Source organism: Halomonas jincaotanensis (assembly GCF_018448785.1).
GTDB classification, from domain to species: Bacteria; Pseudomonadota; Gammaproteobacteria; order Pseudomonadales; family Halomonadaceae; genus Halomonas; species Halomonas jincaotanensis.
In genome coordinates this window covers 15229-32526 of sequence record NZ_JAHCLU010000030.1, presented here as the reverse complement: position 1 = coordinate 32526, position 17298 = coordinate 15229, and the positions used below count along the sequence as shown (strand labels likewise).

The 17298-nt window shown below is 65.2% G+C and carries 19 protein-coding genes; 10 read left to right on the top strand and 9 right to left on the bottom strand.

Annotation, left to right across the window (positions count from 1 at the left end; genetic code table 11):
* Positions 1-27: 27 nt before the first annotated feature.
* Positions 28-969: a GAF domain-containing protein gene (locus KG088_RS18185; RefSeq protein ID WP_213827856.1), complete on the bottom strand. Its 942-nt coding sequence runs from the start codon at positions 967-969 to the stop codon at positions 28-30.
* A 22-nt stretch (positions 970-991) separates the two neighbouring features.
* Positions 992-1348 (bottom strand): LysR substrate-binding domain-containing protein, encoded by a 357-nt coding sequence (locus KG088_RS18180; RefSeq protein ID WP_213827861.1) that lies wholly within the window; start codon positions 1346-1348, stop codon positions 992-994.
* 235 nt (positions 1349-1583) lie between these two features.
* On the opposite strand from KG088_RS18180, the gene KG088_RS19750 reads away from it, so the two are divergent.
* The 4 genes from KG088_RS19750 (at position 1584) to KG088_RS18160 (ending at position 4309) form a co-directional block, all read left to right on the top strand.
* Positions 1584-1892, top strand: coding sequence for a pirin-like C-terminal cupin domain-containing protein (locus tag KG088_RS19750; protein WP_319941475.1), 309 nt, complete (start codon positions 1584-1586; stop codon positions 1890-1892).
* Between the two features lie 80 nt (positions 1893-1972).
* The gene (gene ycaC, locus KG088_RS18170; RefSeq protein WP_213827854.1) at positions 1973-2599 is read left to right on the top strand and encodes an isochorismate family cysteine hydrolase YcaC; all 627 of its coding nucleotides are present in this window, start codon (positions 1973-1975) and stop codon (positions 2597-2599) included.
* Positions 2600-2768: 169 nt separating this feature from the next.
* A complete protein-coding gene (locus KG088_RS18165) occupies positions 2769-3140 on the top strand; it encodes a pirin family protein (protein ID WP_319941474.1) in 372 nt (123 codons plus the stop codon).
* Positions 3141-3604: 464 nt separating this feature from the next.
* Positions 3605-4309 (top strand): plasmid pRiA4b ORF-3 family protein, encoded by a 705-nt coding sequence (locus KG088_RS18160; RefSeq protein WP_213827852.1) that lies wholly within the window; start codon positions 3605-3607, stop codon positions 4307-4309.
* Between the two features lie 348 nt (positions 4310-4657).
* On the opposite strand, the gene KG088_RS18155 is transcribed toward KG088_RS18160, so the two are convergent.
* From KG088_RS18155 to KG088_RS18130, 6 genes are all read right to left on the bottom strand, one after another.
* On the bottom strand, positions 4658-5443 hold the full coding sequence (locus tag KG088_RS18155) for a patatin-like phospholipase family protein (RefSeq protein WP_213827850.1): 786 nt from the start codon (positions 5441-5443) through the stop codon (positions 4658-4660).
* A gap of 28 nt (positions 5444-5471) precedes the next feature.
* Entirely contained in the window at positions 5472-6215 is a 744-nt protein-coding gene (locus KG088_RS18150; protein ID WP_213827848.1) for an acetoacetate decarboxylase, read from the bottom strand.
* A 27-nt stretch (positions 6216-6242) separates the two neighbouring features.
* Positions 6243-7673, bottom strand: a complete 1431-nt coding sequence (locus KG088_RS18145; protein ID WP_213827846.1) for a dihydrolipoyl dehydrogenase — start codon at positions 7671-7673, stop codon at positions 6243-6245.
* The gene (locus KG088_RS18140) at positions 7661-7888 is read right to left on the bottom strand and encodes an SDR family NAD(P)-dependent oxidoreductase (protein ID WP_213827844.1); all 228 of its coding nucleotides are present in this window, start codon (positions 7886-7888) and stop codon (positions 7661-7663) included. Before KG088_RS18140 ends, KG088_RS18145 begins: the two co-directional genes overlap by 13 nt.
* Positions 7889-7926: 38 nt before the next feature.
* Positions 7927-8445 (bottom strand): peroxiredoxin-like family protein, encoded by a 519-nt coding sequence (locus tag KG088_RS18135; RefSeq protein WP_213827842.1) that lies wholly within the window; start codon positions 8443-8445, stop codon positions 7927-7929.
* 243 nt (positions 8446-8688) lie between these two features.
* Positions 8689-9618 carry a sulfurtransferase gene (locus KG088_RS18130; RefSeq protein WP_250148365.1) on the bottom strand — a complete coding sequence of 310 codons (930 nt, stop codon included), beginning with the start codon at positions 9616-9618 and terminating at the stop codon, positions 8689-8691.
* A gap of 174 nt (positions 9619-9792) precedes the next feature.
* On the opposite strand from KG088_RS18130, the gene KG088_RS19745 reads away from it, so the two are divergent.
* Together KG088_RS19745 and KG088_RS19740 are read left to right on the top strand one after the other, a co-directional pair.
* On the top strand, positions 9793-10266 hold the full coding sequence (locus tag KG088_RS19745) for a cytochrome P450 family protein (protein ID WP_250148364.1): 474 nt from the start codon (positions 9793-9795) through the stop codon (positions 10264-10266).
* Positions 10267-10273: 7 nt separating this feature from the next.
* Positions 10274-10540: a cytochrome P450 gene (locus tag KG088_RS19740; protein WP_250148363.1), complete on the top strand. Its 267-nt coding sequence runs from the start codon at positions 10274-10276 to the stop codon at positions 10538-10540.
* 249 nt (positions 10541-10789) lie between these two features.
* Here KG088_RS19740 and KG088_RS18120 read toward each other — a convergent pair whose 3' ends face one another.
* Positions 10790-11140, bottom strand: coding sequence for a DUF488 domain-containing protein (locus tag KG088_RS18120; RefSeq protein ID WP_213827840.1), 351 nt, complete (start codon positions 11138-11140; stop codon positions 10790-10792).
* Between the two features lie 319 nt (positions 11141-11459).
* On the opposite strand from KG088_RS18120, the gene KG088_RS18115 reads away from it, so the two are divergent.
* From KG088_RS18115 to KG088_RS18100, 4 genes are all read left to right on the top strand, one after another.
* Positions 11460-12842, top strand: a complete 1383-nt coding sequence (locus KG088_RS18115) for an efflux RND transporter periplasmic adaptor subunit (RefSeq protein WP_213827839.1) — start codon at positions 11460-11462, stop codon at positions 12840-12842.
* Positions 12839-15952, top strand: coding sequence for an efflux RND transporter permease subunit (locus KG088_RS18110; protein ID WP_213827837.1), 3114 nt, complete (start codon positions 12839-12841; stop codon positions 15950-15952). Before KG088_RS18115 ends, KG088_RS18110 begins: the two co-directional genes overlap by 4 nt.
* Before the next feature lie 123 nt (positions 15953-16075).
* On the top strand, positions 16076-16420 hold the full coding sequence (locus KG088_RS18105) for a hexameric tyrosine-coordinated heme protein (RefSeq protein ID WP_213827835.1): 345 nt from the start codon (positions 16076-16078) through the stop codon (positions 16418-16420).
* Between the two features lie 69 nt (positions 16421-16489).
* The gene (locus tag KG088_RS18100) at positions 16490-17194 is read left to right on the top strand and encodes a succinate dehydrogenase iron-sulfur subunit (RefSeq protein WP_406565624.1); all 705 of its coding nucleotides are present in this window, start codon (positions 16490-16492) and stop codon (positions 17192-17194) included.
* Positions 17195-17298 lie beyond the last annotated feature (104 nt).

The window sequence follows — 17298 nt, the reverse complement described above, 5'->3', positions numbered from 1 at the left end:
GGCTGTCGGCTTGGGTGCGCAATACCCTCAGCCGCGGCATGGTGGTCTGTACCAGGGCGCACAGCGCATCACGCAGGTCGGCCTCCAGTGGCCTGGCTTCCAGGCCATGACAGGCCAGCAGGCCCCAGAGTCTCCCCCCTCGTGCATGGCCATCGACAGCGAGGCGCCGACGCCCATGTTGGTGAGGTACTCCTGGTGAATCGGCGCGACGGCGCGCAGCACCCCCCGCGACATATCCAATGGCGCTGCCTCGCCAGGGCCACCGGGCGGCACCAGGGGAACCGCCGGTGCCGAGGCATCGGGGATGCTGCGTACCCGGTTCATGTCATAGAGTCGGCGTACCTGGGCAGGAATGTCACTGGCAGGGAAGTGGTGATCGAGGAAGCTCTCTGCCACAGGCTGGCAGGTCTCGGCGACCACGCGGCCGTTCCACTGCTCATCGAAACGGTAGACCATCACCCGCTCGTGGCCGGTGAGCCCCTGCACCCGGCGGGTCAGGGCATCGAGCAGGGTATCAATGTCGTCGATGTTCCCCGCCTCGACCAGCCAGTCGTTCACCTTGTCCAGCAGGCGATGCCCCTCCGGGCACATCTGGAATTCCAGTTCCACGACGACAGCGTCGTCGCCACTGGGATAGGCCACCACGTGGAAGCGTCGTCGTTCGCCCTGCACCTCGCGCTGGGCGGTGAGAACGGAGGCCGAGTTGTCCGGCTTCACCCGTTCAGTGTCCAAAAGATCCATCAACTCGGTGCCCAGCACCGTCCTGGCCTCGCCGGCCAGGGCATCCGCCACGCTGATCCCCAGGAAGGCCTCGATATTGGCGCTGACCTGGCGAATCCGGCTCATGTCGGCATCCAGGCTCACCAGGCAGCCCATCGGCTGGATAGCACCGGGGATATGCACCGGTTCACGGGCACAGGCCTCGAGGGCGGCGGCGATCTCCGCATCACTGTAATGGGTGCTGGGCACGCGCGAGCTCCAGGGAGTGGGTTCAGGGGGTGACCAGGGTAGCAAAGTCCTCCTCAGCGATCTGCTCGTCCAGGAAGTCGCGCAGCGCCCGCACCGCCGGCAGCAGACCTCGCCGCGAGGGGAAGATCGCATGCAAGATCCCACCCCGGGGCTCCCAGCCCGTAATGACGTCGACCAGTCGCCCGGCCTGGATATCCCGAGCGCCCACCAGCAGCCCCAGCTTGACCACGCCTAGCCCTTCCAGTGCGGCGGCATGCAGGGTCTCGGCGCTATCGGTGACCAGCCGCGGCTGATGGGGGATTTGCGCGCTGGCCCCCTCTGGCCTCACCAGGTCCCAGCAGTGACGATGGTCGTACTGTTCGAAGTCGAGGCTTGGCAGCTCAGTCGCACCGTGCCCTGGGGTTCGGCCTGCTGGAAATGGTGCAGCTCTGGGTCAACCTGCCGGCCCAGGACAAGTCCGACCCGCCAGCCTACCAGACCCTTCTCGACAGCGAGATCCCCCGAGTCGACCTGCAGGGAAATGCCGACCAGGTCCGAATAGTGGCGGGCAGCTATATTGACCGGGAAGGCCCGGCGCGCACCTTTTCCCCCTCAACGTCTGGGACCTGCGCCTGGTGGCCGGTGGCGATGTCTGGCTCGACATGCCCGAGGGCCATACCACCCTGGTGGTTGTGCTGGAGGGAACGGTGCTGGTCAACGGTGAACGCATCGTCTGCGACGAGAGCGTCGTCGCCTTCGCGCGCCGCGGTGAGACCCTTCGCCTAGAGGCCAACAACGACGCCAAGCTGCTACTTCTGAGCGGTGAACCCATCGACGAACCGATGGCCGGCCAGGGTCCCTTCGTGATGAATCATGAGGCCGAGCTCCACCAAGCCTTTGCCGACTTTCACGCCGGGAAATTCGGCAACCCGAGGGGCACATGAGTCGACTCATGCCCCACACCTGCTCGGCGATGGTCGCCGGGCACCCCCTGACTGCCAAAGACAGCGAAAGGAGAATGACCATGTCCTTTACCTACCATCGACTCGACAAGGATGACGTGGCCCTGCTGATGGTGGACCACCAGGCCGGCCTGCTCTCCCTGGTACGCGACTTCAGCCCGGACGACTTCAAGAACAATGTCCTGGCCCTGGCCGATATCGCCAAGTTCTTCGATATTCCCACCATCCTCACCACCAGTTTCGAGGACGGCCCCAACGGCCCCATGGTGCCGGAACTCAAGGCGATGTTCCCCGAGGCGCCTTACTTCGCCCGTCCGGGGCAGATCAACGCCTGGGACAACGAGGAGTTCGTCGCCGCCATCAAGGCTACCGGCAAGAAGCAACTGCTGATCGCCGGCGTGGTTACCGAGGTGTGCGTCGCCTTCCCGGCGCTCTCGGCCCTGGAGGAGGGTTATGAGGTCTTCGTGGTCACCGACGCCTCCGGCACCTTCAACCAGACCACCCGGGACGCCGCCTGGGATCGCATGTCACAGGCCGGCGCCCAACTGATGACTTGGTTCGGCGTGGGCTGCGAGCTGCACCGCGACTGGCGTAACGATATCGAAGGCTTCGGCGGCCTGCTGGCCGGCCATCTGCCTGCCTACGCCAACCTGATGCAGAGCTATAACCAGCAAAGCCAGTTGGGCTAAGGCGCCGAACCGATTCGAACCCATGGCGTCGGCTAGGCGGCAAGCCTCGAACAGGCACCGCTGTGCGTCTCGACGCTATCGGTAGGGCGCCGAGGGCCCGGCACCAGGCAGGCTCTTCAGGGCCTATGCCAGGGCCAGGCCCTTCTTCACATCCCAGGAGCGCTAGACCATGAGCAACCTCGTCAACGAACGCGAACTTGCCAGCTCCCTCGACTGCCCCATCGTCGACGGCCAGCGCCAGGTGCAGCATGTCACGCCGCATAGCGCCGAGGTGGGCGGAATCCCCGTCAACCGCGCCCTGCCACGCCGCCAGCGCCGGCTGATTGCCGCCTGGTGCTTCCTCGATCATATCGGCCCCGCCGACTTCGCGGCGGACGATCCCGGACTCAGGGTCGGCCCACATCCGCATATCGGCCTGCAGACCTTCACCTGGATGATCGAGGGCGAGATCCTCCACCGTGACAGCTTGGGCACCGCTCAAGTGATCCGCCCCGGCCAGGTCAACCTCATGACCGCCCCGCCGCTGCCCTGGACGGCCTGATCCACTCTCGCCCTCGGTCAAGGAGGCCCCATGAGCGCTACCCCTGGCCCACGCATCCTGGTCTTCGCCGGCAGCACCCGGCGTGGCTCCCATAACCACCACCTGGTTGCGGCTGCTGGTGGTGCGTAGTGCCTTCTCGGTGAAGGCGGCCTTGAACTGGCGATCATCGGGATAGACGCCACGCGACACTGCCAGCACCTTTGGGAGGTTGCCGATCTCGCCATGCGCCAGCTTCCAGGCCACCTCGTTGTAGGTTCGTTCCTGCTCGAAGAAACGCCGGTGGCAGGCCAGCAGCATGCCCAGCAGTTGGCGCAGGGTCTGGTTGGCCGTATTGAAATTCATCGTCGCCATGGCGTAACGTCGCTGATCATTGGGCTTAACATATCAAGCCCATCGTCCGCTACAGTGTCTGTAGAGCCAGTCAACATCCACCATACAACACGGCAACAACTACCACTCTCACCATGCCTGATATTCGTCTGCGTATCGAACTGCTCGACACCGATCCCCTGGTCTGGCGCCGTGTGCTGGTGCCGGAGCAGATCAATCTGCACCGCCTGCACGAGGTCATCCAAGCCGCCATGGGCTGGGAGGATTGTCACCTCTTCGAGTTCGAGTGCAACGGCCGCTACTACGGCGAGCCGGACGACTGGAGCGACCGACCCATCTCGCTGGCGCGCAATGCCAAGCTCAAGACCATCGCCTCGCGGCTGACCGACAATACCTTTCACTACCGCTACGACTTCGGCGACGACTGGGTGCACCGAATCACGGCCGAAGCGACCGGCCTGACCGAAACCAATCCCTGCCCGCGGCTGATCGATGGCGCCATGGCCTGCCCGCCGGAGGATATCGGCGGCATCGCCGGGTTCGAGGCGCTCAAGGATGCCGCCGCCGGACGCGGCGACGAAAACGGCGAGATGCTGCTGGACGCCGTGGACGGCCACTTCGACCCGGAAACGCTGGACGAGGAGGAGATCGATTTCATGCTGGAGCCGATCCAGGCTGGCTTTCGCCGGGGCGGGCGCGAGGCAGCCGAACGGCGCATGCCGCCGGGTATTGCCGCCAAGCGGGATAGGGAAGCCTCGCTCCACGAGGAGAACCTTCGCACCATCGAGCAATTGAGGCAGGCACTGCAGGCCGAGAGTGACAGGAATCGCAAGGGGTAATCCTCGAATTCTTGCTCCCAAGGACGGGATACTCATTCGGGCGGCACGACCTGACGCACGGGAGCCTGGCCTTCCTTACTCTCTACAGGGACAAGCGCTATGAGCGTGACCTTGCAGGCGCTATAGCCGCATCTGCCGACCACACCCGCCAATGCAGGAAGCGCCCTGCGCATCGATGCCGAATGGTGGGCACACAATCAGGCGCGAGCAGAGCGACAATTTGAACACTGGCTGGCACGTAAGGAGCCTTTCCAGCTCTGGCACGTGCGATGAGGTCGTCCCCCCTTTGCCAATGCTGACCAATGTGTGAGGGAAACTGCTCGCGGCTCTGCACGAGCCGCTGGGCACCTATCCTCCTTGATGTACTGCCCCAATGCCCTGGAACATCTCGCGCAGGTCGACAGTCGAGCGCTCGCCGATGGCGGCGAAGTTCTCATCTAGCCAGCGCGTGGCGGTGTCGCGCCCCATATCGCGCAGCTTGGTGAGAAACTCCCATTCGACGTTCATTTTCGACGAGGCACCCAGCGGTTTCAGCTCCGCCTGATTCTCGATGATGTGCACCCGCACCTGACGGTATTCGTCTGCCGAAAGCTTGCCCTCACGGACCAGCCGGTCGACGAAGGCGATGCCGCGCAATTCCTTGAGCAGGCTGGCGTTGAAGCTGATCTCGTTCACCCGGCTCTGGATCTCCTGGGGCGTCTTTGGCGCGCCCTTGCGCTCGATCGGGTTGACCTGGATCACCACGACGTCGTCGGTGCCGGTCTGGCCGTGAAAGGGGAACAGCGACGGATTGCCCATGTAGCCGCCGTCCCAGTAGGGTACGCCGTCGATCTCCACCGCCTGATAGAGATTCGGCAGGGTGGCCGAGGCCATGACCATCTCGGCCGTCAGCCGCTCGCGCGGGAAGACCCTGACCTTGCCGCTCTCGACGTTGGTGGCCGAGATGTAGAGTTTGAACGCAGTGGATCTGCGCACCATCTCGAAGTCGATGCTCTGCTCCAGCAGATCGCGCAGTGGATTGATATTCATCGGGTTGAGCTGATAGGGCGAGGCCGCGCGCGAGAGCGCATCCATGGCGTGATACATGGGGTTGTTCTCCAGCCCCCAATTACCCATCAACATGTCGATCGGCATCCGTTTAAGGGGGCTGTCCACGCGACACTCAGGCCAGATAGTCGTGCACGACGCGCCCGTAGGGCAGCGACAGGTCGGCGATGATGTGCTGGCCCTCGACGACCCGTCGCACCGGAAGGTCCGCCACCGGCGCGTTGACATGTGGCACAAGGTGCAACCGGGCACGGCCACGCCAAAAGCCCTTGACGGTGATGTCGGTCATCTCGAACGCGACGAGCTCGGCGATCTGCGGCCCACCGGTCACGCTGGGAATCAGCTTCAGGTTCACGGCGGTCTTGGCCAGCTTGGCCGCGCACTCGTCGGGGTCGTCGCAGGCGGTGTCGTGCTTGTAGACCATGGTGCCCATGGCCACCCGCTGGCCGGCATAGGAAAGCGTGCCGGTCAGCGTGTCCTTCTCGACCCGCAGCGAGGGTTCACCCCAGCGCTTGGGGAACCCCCAGATCTCACGCCCCGCGGTGATCGGCGGCTCGATGTTGAGAAACATCATGGCGGTGTAGTTCACCGCCTTGCCGTCCAGCGTGCAGGGGATGACGATGCCCGATTCCTCGTAAGCGCCGAAACCGGAGCTGTCGGGCATCTCGATCCACTCATAGATCACCGTGCCCGAGCCATCGGGTTCCAGCGGCTCGGGCACCATGGCAAGGATCGCGTCGGGATCGGTTTCATAAATGACGTTGAAATATTGCCGGTCAATGAAGCGGTAAGGACCGAAGGGGTAGCTCGGGTTACCTGGCGGCATGCCGGCCAGTGACAGGATGTCGTCCTTGGTCATGGGGTCTTGTCCTTTCCTTAATTGGCGTCAGGCGCCAGGGCCGCAGTCGATGCAGCGCGGCGGATTGTCGATGCGGCGACCCAGATTCACGCTCAGGTCGCGCAAGGCGCTGCGCAGGCCCTCCTCGATCACCGGGTGGTAGAAGGGCATCTCCAGCGCCGTTTCCACATCCATGCCGCCCTGCACCGCCCAGGCCAGCAGATGCGCCAGATGCTCGCCCCGCGGCGCGACCATCTCCGCGCCTAGCAGTCGGCCCGTGCCGCGTTCGCCATAGATGCGTAGCAGGCCACGATTGAGCCGCAATACCCGCGCGCGGCCCTGATCGGCGAAATCCACCTCGCCGGTCGCAAAATCACACGAGGCATCGGAGAGATCGGAAAAGGAGGCCCCCACCGTGGCGATATTGGGATCCGTAAAGACGACCCCCAAAGGCGTGCGGCGGTCATGCGTTCCAAGGTTCGGAAAACGACCGGCATTGTCACCGGCGATGCGGCCATCATCGGCGGCCTCATGCAGCAGCGGTATGCGTGCCGCCACGTCACCCGCGAAGAAGATATGGCTGCCCTGCGCCTGCATCGTCAGCGGATCGACCTCGGGCGCGCCGCGATCGTCCAGCGTCAGCCCCGAGGCCGCGAGGTTGAGCCCACCGAGCGCTGGTGCCCGGCCCGTCGCGGCCAGAAGCCAGTCGAACCGCTCTTCGCGCGCGAGGCCATTCTCGGTGAAGCGCACCACCACCGTGTCACCCTCACGGGTGATCTTCTGCACGTCGGCATCCGGGTCGAAGGGCAGATCGGCACCGATGGCTGCAGCAGCGACATCGCGCACCGCCGGGTCGCTCAGCGGCCCAACGCCGCCGCCCTTGCCAAAGAGCCGCACCCGAACACCCAGACGGTGCAGCGACTGTGCCAGTTCCAACCCGATGGGGCCCCCGCCAAAAACCGCCACGGCTTCCGGCAGATCGGACCAGCCGAACACGTCGTCATTGACGATCAGCCGGTCGCCCACAGCGTCGAATATGCCTGGGCGGACCGGGACTGACCCGGTGGCGATAACGATGCGCTCGGCGTGTATCGCCTCGCCGCTGTCGAGCCGCAGGGTGTGCGCATCCTCGAACCGCGCGCAACCCCTCAGGCGGTGAGATGGATCGATCCCCTCCACCGTGTCGACGACAAAACCGACGAAGCGGTCGCGCTCGCGTCGCACCCGGTCCATCACCTCGGCCCCGTCGATGCGAGGCGCGCGGGAGTGGACCCCGAAACCAGGAGCCTCGCGCACTGCCTCGGCGGCCTCGGCCGCCGCGATCAGCAGCTTCGAGGGCATACAGCCTACCCGCGCGCAGGTGGTGCCATAGGGGCCGCCTTCGATCAGGACGACCCGGTCGGTATGCTTGCGCGCCGCGCGATAGGCTCCCATGCCCGCCGTGCCCGCACCAATGATGGCGATGTCTATGTTGTGCATGGTTCAGTCCATCCTCCAGCCATGGCCGACACATAGATCGCCTTAACGACACCCGTGTGACCGTCGCCGAGCGACTTCGCAGCCTTGTTCGCCGCATCGAAGTCAATGTCGGCGATCGCCACCCTGCCGCCTGCGTCGGCGAAGCACTTGGCGTTTTCGAGGCCGATGCCACTGGCGCCACCGGTGATGACGCAGATCTTGTCGTCGAGTTTCATGGTCGTTTTCGCCTTGTCCTAATCTGGGCTACCGCTAATCAGCCAATACCACGAGGGGGATAGTCCTTTTCCTGGATCACACCTATTCCCATCTTGATCATTTCCAGATCGGGACGACAGAAAGGGGCGCTGGCGATTTCACTGAAATGCAGCCCGCCATCCGGGCGAATGAAAAACAATCCCGGCTCGGCAAAAGGTTGGTCGGTCTCCGTACTATCCAGAGGGCTGGATATATATAGCCCCAAATCTCGCGCCTGGTCGATACTCAGACCATAAGCAACCTCGAAATCCAGGCCCAATTCAGACGCGAACTTTTTGGCTTTTTCCTCAGGGTCGGTGGATACCGCGACGATCTGCACGCTCATTTTGTCGAAGTCCGCCTTCATATCGTTGATCCGACCCAGGTATTTTTTGCAGATGGGGCAATGCAGGCCCCGGTACATGACCAGCAGTTGCCACTGACCCTGCGATGGCCGACCGAGCACCATTGCCTCACCACTGAGGGTTTGTAAGGAAATTTCCGGAAATTGCGCGTCGATTTTTGCCTGTAGTGACATGGTCAGAATCCTGTTTTGAAGCGTTAACCTTTTCACATATCGTAAAAGGTTTAGTGAATGGACACCCCGGGACCTTACATCTACGTCTTGTCACGCACGCATCAAGATGAAACTAAAAGGCCTGAGCCCCGTGCAGTAAAGGGCCCAAGCCTTGAGCGCCAGCTGAATGAACCGTCCAATTATTGGGGGTCCGTTCATCACCGGCTGTGGGGCGTCCTCCCGGCAGGGCGGTCAGCCGGTGGACTACTCGGTCAGTTCGCCGACGCTGACGGTGCCCCGGTCGGCCAGCTGCACGGGACGTTCATCGTCACGGGTCCAGGCGGCCATGGAGCCGTCGTGCATGGTGACGTTCTCCAGCCCGCCGATCTCGCTGAGCTGAAACCAGCCGCTGGCGGCCCAGTGGCCGGTGTTGCAGAAGGCCACGGTGGGTGCCTCGTGGTCGAGCCCGAGATTGTCGATGCGAGCCTTCAGCGAGTCCGGCTGCAGGTAGTAGGCTCCGTCGCGCTCTTCAAAGCTGCCGTCATGGGGCAGGTTTACCGAGCCCGGGATGGTGCCCGGCACGCGAGCGGCGGGTGACTGAGTCTCACCCTTGTAGAAGGCCGGCGGGCGGGCGTCCACCAGTTGTTCGTCTGCCTCACGGGCCGTTGCCACCTCCTCGGTGGTGGCCAGCAGGGATTCGCGCAGACTGCCCTCGAAGGAAGCGGCCTCCGGGGCCTCCACTGGCCCCCTGGCCACCTCAAGGCCTTGCTGCTCCCAGCCGGCGAAGCCGCCATTGAGGATCGTTACCTCGTCGTGCCCCAAGGCCTCGAAGGTCCAGTAGATGCGGGCGGCACTGCCGACGTCGGTGGGACCGGTGCCGGCCGGGACTACGACCATGGTGTCGGCGTTGTCGATGCCCTGGCCCCCGATTAGCACCTCGAGGTCATCGCCTGCGGGCATCAGGCCGGCGACCCCGTCACGTTCCTCCCGCCAGCCTGCATCGGTGTAGCTGCTGTAGCGACTGCCGGGGATGCGGGCGGCCTCGAAGCTCTCGCGGTTGCCGCCGTCATCGATGGCGGAGCGTACGTCCAGCACGACCAGATCGTCGCTGCCGAGTTGCCCCTCGAGCCACGCGGCGTCGACCAGGGGAGAGGGATGCAGGGCATGGGCCGGGCCGGCCAAGGCTGAAGGCAATGGGGCGTCCTCGTGTCATGTCCTAAATTTAGTACCGGTCGTTCCATAAATCAAGTCCGCGACAAATCGCGTTCCGGTTGCTATCGCTGTAAGGAGCGTGTCAGCACGACGACACAGTGAGTACGCGACAACAACCCCACGCCAATCACGATGGCCGGAGAGGAGATGCCGAGCATGACGGAGCCGCATTCGCCGACAAGACGCTTCTGGCTGGGTGGCAAGCGAGCCGACGAGCAGGACCGCTTCTTCCGCGAGGCACTCGGTGAGCTGGCACTGGAGTTCGACGGGGTGATCCGCGAACTGCTGGCTAGCCGCCGCGAGGCCGGCGATGCCGCCCCGGACGACGTCACCACGCGGATCATGAACGAGACGGTGGAGGGACGTGCGCTGACCGACGAGGAAATCGTCAGCATCCTGCGCAACTGGACGGTTGGCGAGCTCGGCACCATCTCGTCGAGCATCGGGATTTTGATGAACTACCTGGCGCTCAACCCGAAGTGGCAGGAGAGGCTTCGTGCCAACCGCAGCTTGCTGCCGGCGGTCATCGACGAGATCCTGCGCCTGGATGCGCCGCTGATGTCCAACCGCCGCATCACCACGCCCCGGTGGAGATCGGTGGCCGTCACCTCGAGGCCGGCGAACGAATGACAATCCTTTGGGCTCGGCCAATCGTGACGAGACGGTGTTCGGTAATCCGGACGAAATACGCCTGGACCGAGACCCCGAAGACAACCTGCTCTACGGTGCGGGCATCCACGTCTGCCCGGGTGCGCCGCTGGCGCGCATGGAGATGCTGTACTTCATGGAGGCACTGCTGGACGCCACCCGGCACATGGGCCCGCTGCCGGAGCGCCCGGCGGTGCGTGCCCACTACCCCGCCGGCGGCTATTCGGAGGTGCCGCTCCACGTCCGCCGGTCTTGAGCGAGCACCGCGATAGACAGGGGCTGGGTGTGCCTCCTCCTCTGCCAAAGGGGTCACCCAGTCACTTCAAGCGCCGACTGGCGAAGCCGGTGCTAAACCTTACCTTCACCATACCGCTGGAGGAGGGCATCGCCCAGGGTCAACTCGGCGACTGGCTGGTTCGACTCGAGCGCTTCGCCGACCGCAAACACTGAGCATCGACCTACAAATTCCAACCGGTACGGGCCATAAAGGACCTTGCCGGGTAGATCACTCCAGCATTTTCAGGTACTGCCTCAGCACCTCGGCATTGTTGTGTCGCTCATCCCGGGAAGAGAACACCAGGGTTACCTTTTCTTCCTTGGCCCGTCGTGCCAGGTCGCGAAGGCTCTCACGAAAGGCGGTCAATTCCGACAGGTAGCCTCGGCGAAAATCGTCCCACTCGAGCGAGCCAACGTGGAAGGCCTTGCGAAGCTCGGTGCTCGGCGCGACTTCCTTGCGCCATTCGTCGATTCTCGACGCTTCCCTGGAGATGCCCCGTGGCCAGATTCTGTCGACGAGGACGCGATAGCCATCCTCGGGATCAGCGGTGTCATAAACGCGCTTCAATTCGATGCTCATTTCTACCTCTGCATTACTCGGGTACTTTCTCCTGACAGCGCAAACTGCCGCTACATGTTCACCGTTGAAGCTTCTTATCGGCCAGCTTAGCTTTTTTCTCCGCAGGTACAGAGCCCTTGACATAAGAAGCATTTTTGATGCTTGTAAAGGAAGATAGGCGTTGAGATCCGAGTGACAGCGGCCCAGTTCATCGGCTGCGTTCAGGGGGCTGGTGCTACAGCCGCTGATTGCCGACGACGTGGGCAGGCATCCTCGGCCGGGCACCGGCGGCCTTCGATCTCTACCGACACGGCATTCGCGCGGATGCGGGAGGTGACGCATGAGGCCCTCGATACGCCGGCTGGGGCGAGCGCTGGCGGTGCTCGTTGGTGTCGCCGTGGGCGTGGCGCTGCTGGTCGTCTTCGTGGCCAACCGCCAGGCCCCCGAGCGTGAGGAGACGGCGGCCCCCGCCACCCCGGTCAGGACCGTCGAGGCCCGACGTCTGGACTTCCGCCTGGAAGCCCGTGGCCATGGAGTGGCGCGCCCCGCCGAGACCTGGCAGGCGGTGGCCAACGTGGCGGGTCGCGTTGTGGAGCGCCACTCGGGGCTGGAAAGTGGCACTCTGTTGCCCGAGGGCACCCTGCTGGTGGCGCTGGACCCCAGCCGTTATGAGTTGGCCATCGCCGAGGCCGAAGCGGAGCTGGCAAGCCTGACCTGCGAGCTGGCCCAGCTCGCCGTCGAGAAGGAGAACAGCGGCCGCCTGCTGGCGCTGGAGCATGAAGCGCTCGGCCTGGCCGAGCAGGAGCTGGCACGCGTCGAGCGCCTGGCGTCCAGCGGCTCGGTGTCTACCTCGCGGCGTGACGAGCAGCGACGCAGCACCCTGGGTCAGCGCCAGGCGGTGGCCGTCCTGGAAAACACCCTGGCGCTGATGCCTGCCAGGCGTGAGGTGCTCGAGGCCCAGCGCGAGCGGGTCGCTGCGCACCTGGCCCAGGCCCGCAAGGACCTGGCGGATACGCGCATCAAAGCCCCCTATGACTTGCGTCTGGGCGAGGTCGCGGTGGAGCGCCACCAGTTCGTCGGCGTCGGCCAACGGCTGTTCGAGGCCGATAGCCTCGAGGCTGCCGAGGTGGAAGCGCATATCCCCATCGCCATGATGCGCCGCCTGCTGGGCGCGATTGCCCCTGTCGAGATTCCTAGGGGCGCCCTGGACCTGAGCGAGCGTCTCGACCTCGCCGCCATCGATGCCGAGCTGGCGCTGGTCGGCGCCGAGGGCGTGGGCTGGTCGGGGCGACTGGTGCGCGTGGCCAGCGGCCTGGATCCGACTACCCGCACGGTACGCGCCGTGGTACGGGTCGATCATCCCTACCGCGACGCCCGGCCACCGGATCGCCCGCCCTTGCAGCGCGACATGTACGTGCGTGCGCGGCTTTCTGTAGCGAGCCCCGAGCCGCGTCTGGCGATACCGGCCAGTGCGGTGCACCAGGGTGAGGTATGGCTCGTGGATGGCGAGTCACGCCTCGCGCGGCGCGCGGTGAGCGTGGCCTTCGAGCAGGGCAACCTGGCGGTGATCGCGACCGGCCTTGCCCCCGGGGAGCGCGTGGTGGTCGATGATCTGCCCGCGGCGATCGGCGGGATGGCCCTCGCCCCGCGTCGCGACGAGGCCCTGGAGACGCGTATCGCTGAGCAGGCACTGGGCGAAGGACACAGGGAAGCTCATCCATGATCCGCTGGTTCGCCGCCCACCCCACCGCCGCCAACCTGCTGCTGGTGCTGCTGCTCGCCGCCGGGCTCTTCACCGCCCCGTCGCTCAAGCGCGAGACCTTTCCCGACTACCGCCCGGTGGAGGCGAGCGTCGAGGTGGTCTACCGCGGGGCCAGCGCCGCCGACGTGGAGGACGCCGTGTGCCGCCGCCTGCATGAGGCGGTGAAGGGGGTGGAGTTCCTCGACGAGTTCGTCTGCGTGGCCGAGGACAACCTGGCCAGCGCCACCGCCACCATGCAGGCCGACGGCGATCCCCTGCGCTTTATCGGCGAGGTCGACACCGAGGTCGGCGCCATCAGCGAGTTTCCGGCACGGGCCGACCCACCGGTGGTGCGCGAGCGGCACCGCAGCGACCCGGTGGCGGCGGTCGCGGTGTCATCCGACATGCCCGCCGGCCAGCTCGAGGAGTACGCTCTGCGCCTGGAGGCGCGCATCATGGCGCTGCCCGGCGTGGCAGACGTGGCGATCCACGGCATGTCCCAGCGCCAGTGGCAGGTGGAGGTACCTGGCGAGGTGCTCGGCCAGCACGGCCTCTCGGCCCGTGAGCTGGCGCGGCGGATCTCGGCCCAGAGCCTGGACCTGCCGCTGGGCACCCTGGAAACGCCTGAGCGCGATATCCTGCTGCGCTTCACCGACCAGCGCCGTTCTCTCTCCGAACTGGAGAGCCTTGTAGTGGTGTCCGACCCCGCCGGCGGCGAGCTGACCCTAGGCGACATCGCCACCCTGACCGAGACCGGCGAGCGCGAGGAGGAGAAGATTCGCTTCAACGGCGAGCCGGCACTGGTGCTGGCGGTGAGCAAGAGCCTGCGCGACGACGCCCTGACGGTGAAGGAGCGCCTCGAGGGGCTGATCGCGGCGGAGCGCCGCCGCTTCGACGATGGCATCACGCTGACCCTGACCCAGGACATGACCGGCATCGTCCGCGACCGCCTGCAGATGCTGATGGCCAACGGTGTCATGGGGCTGGCGCTGGTGGTGCTGGTGATGAGCCTGTTCTTCCGCCCGCGCCTGGCGCTGTGGGCGGTGCTGGGGCTGCCCGCGGCCTTCATGGGGGCCTTCCTGGTGATGGGTCTCGCCGGGCTGTCGCTCAACATGATCACCCTGGTGGCGCTGCTGATGGCCATCGGCATCGTCATGGACGACGCCATCGTGATCACCGACAACATCGCCGCTCACGCCGGGGAGAACGCCACGCCGCTGGAGGCGGTGGTGGCGGGTACCCGTCAGGTGCTGCCCGGGGTGCTGTCGTCGTTTTTGACCACCGCCTCGGTCTTCGTGCCACTCTCCTTTCTGGCCGGCGAGCTGGGCGCGGTGCTGGAGGTGCTGCCGGTGGTGCTGATCGCCGCCCTGGCGGCGAGCCTCATCGAGGCGTTCTGGATCCTGCCCCACCATCTCAAAGGAAGTCTCAAGGGCAGCGTGGCGCACCTGCAGCAGGGCCAGGATTCCCATTTCCGCAGCGCCTTCGACCGCGGCTTCGAGCGCTTCCGCGAGGGCGTGGGGCGGCTGGCCGACCGGGCGATCCGTTTGCGTCATGCGGTACTGGGGCTCGTATTTGCCGTGCTATTAGCGTCTGTCGGCTTTATGGCCGGTGGCCACGTCGGCAGCGAGGCGATGCCCGACATCGACGGCGACGTGCTGGAGGCACGCCTCCTGATTCCCCAGGGCACGCCGCTGGCACGCACCGAGGCGGTAGCCGCGCGGGTCGAGGCGGCGATGCGTGAGCTCGACGCCCGTTACTCTCCTGAGCAACCCGAGGGCGCGGCGCTGGTCGAGGCGATTCAGGTGCGCTTCAACCACAATCTCAGCGCCCGGGAGGCGGGCCCCCACGTGGCCACGGTCAGCGTCGACCTGCTCACCGCCGAGCGGCGCACCCTGACCCTGGACGCACTAATCGCCGAGTGGCGGGAGGCGATCGGCGATATCCCGGGGATGCAGCGCCTGATCATCCAGGAACCCGGTTTCGGCCCCGCCGGGGTACCCGTGGAGGTGCGCCTGACCGGCGAGAACCTCGAGGCCATGAAGGCGGCGGCACTCGAGCTGGCCACGCGGTTGGAGAGCTATTCGGCGGTCTACAACGTCATGGATGACCAGCGCCTGGGCAAGCCCCAGCGCGCCTACTCCCTGGCATCGGGCGCCCAAGGCCTGGGGCTCACCGCCGAGGAGGTGGCGAGCCAGCTGCGTGCCGGCCTGCTCGGCGAGATCGCCGATACCCAGCGCATCGGCGAGCAGGAGATCGAGGTACTGGTGCGCCAGGCCGAGGCCGACCGCGACAGTCTCGACGACCTGGCCGACCAGACCCTGGTGCTCCCCGACGGCAGCCGGGTGCCGCTCTCGGTGGTCACGGACGTCGCCGAGCGCCGCGACTGGGCGCGCATCACCCGCATCGACGGGCGGCGCACCGTCACCGTGGAAGCCAACGTAGACGCCCGCCGGGCCAGCGGCCAGGCCATCGTCGACGACCTCATCGGCAGCGGCTGGCTGGCCGACTTCGAGGAGCACCATCCCCAGGTGGCGGTCAGCTTCGAGGGGCAGGTGGCCAGCTCCGCCGAGACCGGCGGCTCGATCGCCCGCGGTCTGCTGATCGGCCTGGTGGGGATCTTCGTGATCCTCTCCTTCCAGTTCCGCAGCTACGTGGAGCCGCTGATCGTCATGCTCTCCATCCCGCTGGCCTTCATCGGCGCCATCTGGGGGCATGTGATCATGGGCTACTACCTCTCCATGCCCTCGTTGATCGGGGCGGCCTCGCTGGCCGGTATCGTGGTCAACAATGCCATCCTGCTGATCCACTTCATCAAGACACACCGCGAGCGGGGTCTGGACGCGGTAGCGGCGGCGGGTCAGGCCTGCCGCGACCGACTGCGTGCCATCCTGATCTCCACCACGACCACCATCGCCGGCCTCGCGCCGCTGCTGGCCGAGACCAGCAGCCAGGCGGATGCCATCAAGCCGCTGGTGATCGCCGTGGTGTTCGGCCTGCTCAGCGCCACCCTGCTGGTGCTGCTGGTGATCCCGGCGCTCTACGTGCTTTTCGACGACTGGGGCTGGACTCGCGAGGTGGGCACCGAGACTTAGCGACATGGGCCGGCCCCGCCTTGACCATGTGGCGGCACAGGCTATCTTTAAAGATGTACTTTTCTTGCATCTTATAAACCCGGCAAGAGGATGTGACCCATGGATCACTACTTAGGAGGCCGCATGACACCCATCTCCAATCGCCATGTTGCAGGCAAGATCACCGGCGCCCTGATGCTGGCGGCCTCGCTGCTGCTGGGCAGCGTTGCCATGGCGGATGACCATGAAGCGGAGGGTTCCGGCGAGACCTGGCTGCCGAGCCTGATGACCGAGACGCCGCAGGAGGGCTTTGCCCTGGCGGTGACGCTTTCCCAGAAGGGGGTGGCGACCACCCAGCCCGACGCCGAGGTGCGCAAGGCGAAGCGCTCCGACTATGCGGAAGATCCCGACAGTCTGATTGCGGTTTCCCACGTCATTGCCACCCACTTCCAGACCGTTGCCGCGGCCAACGACTACTGGCGTGAGTGATGCGCCTCGAGGCGCACCGACGGCGCATTCAGGGCCATATCAAGGGCCGAAACAAGGAAAGCTTAGATGATCAAGGTGCAGCTCTACCGCTACCATCCTGAACTCGATGAACGTCCCAGGATGGAAGCGCGGGAGGTGGATGAACGCTTCCGCAAGGCCATGGTGCTCGACGTGCTCGAGCACCTCAAACAGCAGGATGCCTACCTGGCCTATCGGCGCTCCTGCCGGGAGGGGGTGTGCGGCTCCGATGGCATGAACATCAATGGCAAGAATGGCCTGGCCTGCATCACCTCGGTGGAGGAGGTGCTAGGCGCTTCGGATACCCTGACGCTGCGTCCGCTCCCCGGCATGCCGGTGATACGTGACCTGGTCGTCGACCAGGCGCTGTTCTTCCGGCAGTTCGAGAAGATTCGTCCCTGGTTGATCAATGATGATCCCCCTACCGCGACGGAACGACGTCAAAGCCCAGAGGACCGCGAGAAGCTCGATGGCCTCTACGAGTGTATCCTCTGCGCCTGCTGCAGCTCGGCCTGTCCCTCCTGGTGGTGGAACCCCGACAAGTACATCGGTCCGGCCGGCCTGATCCAGGCCTACCGTTTCCTGATCGACAGCCGTGACACTGCCACCGACGCGCGCCTGGCCGACCTCGATGACCCCTTCAGCGTGTTTCGCTGCCGCCAGATCGCCAACTGCACCTGGGTGTGTCCCAAGGGGCTCAATCCCATGCGAGCGATTGGCCATATCAAGGCGATGCTGCTGACGCGTGGCACCTGAGCCGATATTCGGGGCCACTTCACATAGGGGTTAATGACCAAAAGGCGCTATTGCTTTCGAACCCAGTTCAGTACGTAAGCATTGGCGGATTCGCATGACCTGGC